The 5,165-nt window shown below is 63.7% G+C and carries 4 protein-coding genes; 1 reads left to right on the forward strand and 3 read right to left on the reverse strand.

Annotated features, from left to right (window positions below; all coding sequences use genetic code 11):
* Positions 1-33: 33 nt before the first annotated feature.
* The 3 genes from WB528_RS08870 to rfaD are packed head-to-tail and all read right to left on the reverse strand — an operon-like array spanning position 34 to position 3,787.
* A complete protein-coding gene (locus WB528_RS08870; RefSeq protein ID WP_423888047.1) occupies positions 34-1,311 on the reverse strand; it encodes an O-antigen ligase family protein in 1,278 nt (425 codons plus the stop codon).
* Positions 1,308-2,780 carry a D-glycero-beta-D-manno-heptose-7-phosphate kinase gene (gene rfaE1 / locus WB528_RS08875; RefSeq protein ID WP_423888048.1) on the reverse strand — a complete coding sequence of 491 codons (1,473 nt, stop codon included), beginning with the start codon at positions 2,778-2,780 and terminating at the stop codon, positions 1,308-1,310. The genes WB528_RS08870 and rfaE1 overlap by 4 nt, the downstream gene beginning before the upstream one ends.
* Positions 2,781-2,806: 26 nt before the next feature.
* On the reverse strand, positions 2,807-3,787 hold the full coding sequence (gene rfaD, locus WB528_RS08880) for an ADP-glyceromanno-heptose 6-epimerase (protein WP_423888049.1): 981 nt from the start codon (positions 3,785-3,787) through the stop codon (positions 2,807-2,809).
* Positions 3,788-3,947: 160 nt separating this feature from the next.
* On the opposite strand from rfaD, the gene waaF reads away from it, so the two are divergent.
* Positions 3,948-5,018, forward strand: coding sequence for a lipopolysaccharide heptosyltransferase II (waaF, locus tag WB528_RS08885; RefSeq protein ID WP_423888050.1), 1,071 nt, complete (start codon positions 3,948-3,950; stop codon positions 5,016-5,018).
* Positions 5,019-5,165 lie beyond the last annotated feature (147 nt).

Here is a 5,165-nt window from a genome sequence, read left to right on the forward strand (position 1 = left end):
TCTCCAACCTGCTGGGAAGCGCGTCAAACATATTCAGGAAGCACTTAGCTCGCGCGCCTCGCCTGTTGTTCCCTTTAGCACCAATCCGCCCGCCACGCCGACGCCGAGCACGTACATCCAGCCTTCGTGAAAATCGAACAGGTGGGAGTTGAACAGCGAGGTGAAGATGTTCTGCACCACCACCAGCAGTCCGATCCAGTTGAAGAGTCCTTCGCCGCGAAACAGCAGCAAGTGCGAGAACCACATCGCATAGAGCACGATGACGCCGAGCACGCCCCACTGGACCGCGACGTTCAGGGTCTGGTTATGCGGATTTCTGATCACCTCGGCGGCAACACCGGTCTGGCCGGCGGCGGCCTGCTCGAATAGCCCCTCGGTCGACCCTGTGCCGTGACCCACGATGGGCGCCTCGACGAAGAACCGCAGCGATTTTCGCCAGAACTCCAGCCGCTCTCCGACCGAGGTCGTGGCGCCCTGGTCCTCGTAGAGCCGGTATTCGAGGTCGATCGAAGAAATCTTTTCCTGCAGCAGCGGCGAAGCCGCCCAGGCGACGAGGCCTGCGACCACGGCTGCGCACAGGATCATCAGCGTGGTTTGCCACCTCAAGTGCAGAAGGGCGAAGACCGCGAGCATGATCGGAATCGTGACCAGCGCCGTGCGCGAGACAATCACAAAAGCCATGTTGGCCAGAAAGCCCAGCGCAATCGCACCGAACAACAGCGCCAGAGCGATTTTCCCGGCGCGCAGCAGCGCCGCGATCGGAAAAGCGAGCGCGACCGCGCACAGCGCGAATTCCTGGCTCTGGTCGATATAGTTCTTCACGAAGATGCCGGGCGAGGCGACATCTTTGGCCTTGAGCGTCAGATGGGGATAGAAGTCGACGAGCCAGGACATCGCCAGCAACGCGACGCACGACGCCAGAAAGGCCGTGAGAACCCACAGGCCGCGCTGCGATCGCTCGAAGTGATAGAACAATAGCGGCAGCAGCAGGAATTTGGCGGTCGGAGCGACCGCATAAAATCGCATGCCCCATCGCGCGTCCGACCACAGCGTGCCGGCCAACGCCAGCGCGAACAGTGCGATCGGAAAAACACAAATCGGACGCTTCAGCGAGGCGATGAACGCGCGGGCATCGATCGTCGGCAGCATCACGACCACGATCACGACGGCAAAAATCCCGACCAGCGAGGTCGACCACGGCAGCGACAGCGCCAGCAGCACGGCAAAGATATCCGCCGTGGTCATCCAGGCGGCCGGATCCCGCCAGCGCTTCAACAACAGCGCGCCGATCGGCTGGGCAGCCGCCGTCAAGCTTTGCCTCCGCGCGCGCGATCGACCAGCGAGGTCGTGCTGAAGCCTGCCAGCACCTCGACCAGGATCACCTCGCCGCCATGCGCCTCGACAACGTCGTGGCCTACCACCTGCTCGCGGGTATAGTCGCCGCCTTTCACCAGTACGCTCGGCTTGATCTGCTCGATCAGCCTGAGGGGGGTGTCTTCTTCGAAAATTGCCACGAGATCGACCGCTTCAAGCGCCGCCAGCACTTCGGCGCGCGCGCGTTCGCCCTGCACCGGCCGCCCCTCGCCTTTCAGCCGCTTGACCGAGGCGTCGCTGTTCAAGCCGACGATCAGGCGATCGCAGGCACCCCGCGCCGCGGTCAGAACCTTGACGTGGCCGGGATGCAGGATGTCGAAACAGCCATTGGTGAAGCCGATCCGCAAGTCCTGCTTGCGCCAGTCATGCAGCCGCGCCTCGAGTTCGTCGCCATGCGCGACGATCTTCTCTTCGGCGGCGAGAAACGCATGCGGCAGGATCTGCCGGCGCAGTTCTCCCGGCGTCACGCTCGCGGTTCCCTTCTTGCCGACGGCAACCGCTGCGGCTGCGCTCGCCAGCCGGATCGCGTCTTCCCAACTGGCCCCTGCCCCGTGCGCGACCGCGAGCACCGCTGCGACCGTGTCGCCGGCGCCCGAGACGTCGCGCACCTTGACCGGAAAGGCCGGCACATGGAGGGTCTCGCCGGTGCGCAGCACCAGCGTCATGCCGTGCTCGCTTTGCGTCACCAGGATGGCCTCGCAATCGGCGAGTTGCATCACGTCCGGCGCGGCGGCCGCGATACTCTCATTCGAATCCGCCCGGCTTCGGGTTGCCTCCGCAAATTCCTTGCGGTTCGGCGTCAACAGCGTCGCCCCGCGATAGATCGCGAAATTGGCGCTCTTCGGATCGACGATCACGGCCTTGCCGAGTTTGCGGGAGGTGTCGATGACGTTGCGGATCACGCGCGCCGTCAGCACGCCCTTGGCGTAATCGGACAACAGCACGATGTCGGCGCGCGGAATCAGCGGCAGAATCGTATCGATCAGTTGCTGCTCGACCTCTGCCGCGGCCGGATGGGTCATTTCCCAGTCCGCCCGCAGCATGTGCGTGCGGAAGTGCTCAGAAACAAAACGCACCTTGCGCGTGGTCGGCCGCGCGCTATCCGTGACCAGACTGCTCTCGATCAGCGGCTCTCTTGCCAGGGCTGCCTCGAGTTCCGCCCCTGCCGTGTCCTCACCGATCAGGCCGACAAAGATGCATTTGGCGCCGAGCGAGGTGATATTGCGAGCGACATTGCCGGCGCCGCCGATACTGGTTTCGCTGCGCCGGGCGGCGATGACAGGCGCCGGCGCTTCCGGCGAAATCCGCGACACCTCGCCATAGACGAACTCGTCCAGCATGAGGTCGCCGACGCAGAGCACCGTCTGGCCGACCATCGTGCGGTGAAAGGACTCGAAATCGAACATCTGATGCCGTTGTTAGAATCGGACCACTAGCGATAGCGATCGGACGAATTGAGGTAGCCCTTGACGTAAAGGCCGACCGCTTCTTCGAGCGCCGTGAAGCCGCCGTTATAGCCCGCGCGCTGCAAGCGATTGACCTCACTCTGGGTGAAATACTGGTAACTGTCGCGAATGGATACGGGCATATCGATGTAGCGGATGTTGGGCGCGGCACCGAGCGACGTATAGGCCGACAGCATGAGATCCTTGAAGCTGCGCGCTTTCCCGGTGCCGACATTGAAAAGGCCCGAGACGGACGGTGTCGCGAGCAGCCACATCACCACCCGCACCACGTCATCGACATAGATGAAGTCGCGCCGCTGATCGCCGTCGACGATGCCGTCGCGATGGGATTTGAAGAGTTCGACGACGCGGCCAGCCTTGATGTCGTCGAAGCGCCGCGCCAGTACGCTCATCATCGTGCCCTTGTGGTACTCGTTGGGCCCGAACACGTTGAAGAATTTAAGCCCCGCCCATTGCGGCGGCAGCTTCTCGCCCCGGTTCGCACGGTCGATCACCGCCATGTCGAACAGATGCTTGCTCCAGCCGTAAAGATTCATCGGCCGCAACGCCTTCAACGCGGAAGGTGAGGGATCGTCGGCAAACCCTTGAGCGCCATCGCCATAGGTCGCCGCCGAGGACGCGTAAATGAACGGCACCGCATGCGCCGTGCACCAGTCGAGCAGCCGCAGCGAAAAGCGGAAATTGGTCTCGATGACGAGATCGCCGTCGGTCGCCGTGGTTTCGGAAATCGCACCCATGTGGATCACCGCGTCGAGGCGGCGGCCGTTCAGCCATGCGGGCAGTTCGGCCGGGGGCACGATGTCGGCGAGCTGGCGTTTGGCGAGGTTGCGCCATTTGCCGCTATCGCCGAGCACGTCGCATACGGCGATGTCGGCGCGGCCCGCCTCGTTGAGCGCGGCCACGATATTCGACCCGATGAAACCGGCCCCACCGGTTACCAGCAACATTCCGCACCCTGCCTATTGGAGAGCCCAGCTTTGCCTTAACCTTGTCCGGCAGGCAACTTAAGGCCGTCCATATGGTGAAGGCTGGAGGCCGGATTTTCAGGACTTTACCTCCCCGCGGGGAGCCGTTACCGAGACGAGCATGCTCACCGGCCATGAATATATGAATATAGATTCAGACCATTCCGTGGCCGTAGAAGATGCGGGCGACACCAGGCCCATCCTCATCATCCCTTATATGTGGATCGGCGATTTCGTCCGCGGCCACAGCGTCGTGCGGGTGCTGAACCAGCGCTTTCCCAACCGGCCGGTCGACCTTCTGACCACCACTCTGTGCGCGCCCCTGGTCGATTACATGCCGGGCGTCCGCGCCGGCATCGTCTGCGACCTGCCCCGCGGCCGGCTTGCGGTCGCCAGGCAGTTCAGCATCGCCGCCGAGCTGAAGGCACGAAACTACGCGACGGCGCTGGTCCTGCCGCGGACCTGGAAGTCGGCGCTCGCCCCGACCCTGGCGGGAATCCCGGAACGGGTCGGTTTTGTCGGCGAGGCCCGCTTCGGCCTCATCAACCGATGGCGCTGGGGCGAAAAGGCCCTGCCCCGTTTCATCGACAAGAATGCGGCGCTGGCTTTGCCGGACGGCGCCGCCCTGCCGCCGGAATGGCCGGTGCCGCAATTGCGGGTAAGCCCAGAGGAAGTGGCGCGGTTCCGGCAGACCAGTGGCCTCGGCCGAGGCACGGCCGTGGCTCTGGCGCCAGGCTCGGTCGGATCGTCCAAACGCTGGACCTATTATCCGCAAGCCGCAAAGCTTTTGGCCGAACGCGGTCTCGACGTCTGGGTGATCGGCGGCCCCGGCGAAGCGACGATTGCCGCCGAGATCGTGGGTGCGGGCGGCCCGCGCGTGCGCGATCTCACCGGCACTGACCTGCGCAACGGCATTCTGGCGATGGCGGCGGCCAGCCTCGCGATTTCGAATGATTCCGGCTTGATGCATATCGCGGCCGCGTTGGGGACGCCGACCATGGGGATTTTCGGTCCCACCAGTCCCTATCACTGGGCGCCGCTCAACGGGCTTGCCGCGACCGTTCAAACCAAGACCACCGTGCCCTGCCAGCCCTGCCATCGCCCGGTCTGCACCATGAACGATCACCGCTGCATGCGCGATATTCCCGCAACCGACGTCGCCGACATCGCCGCCCGTGTGCTTGCAGAAACGGGTATTGGCGCCTCGCATTAAGGAGAATGCGCGCCTGCGCGAGCTAGTACCGCCGATCCGAAGTCCCTGCGCCACAAGCGGCGAATTCGATCAGGGACTTCAGATCGACAAAGCGGTACTAGAATCAATAAGTTTGCTAGTGCCCATGACTTTCCGAAGTTCGTGAAG

The organism is Bradyrhizobium sp., assembly GCF_049586575.1.
Lineage (GTDB): Bacteria > Pseudomonadota > Alphaproteobacteria > Rhizobiales > Xanthobacteraceae > Bradyrhizobium.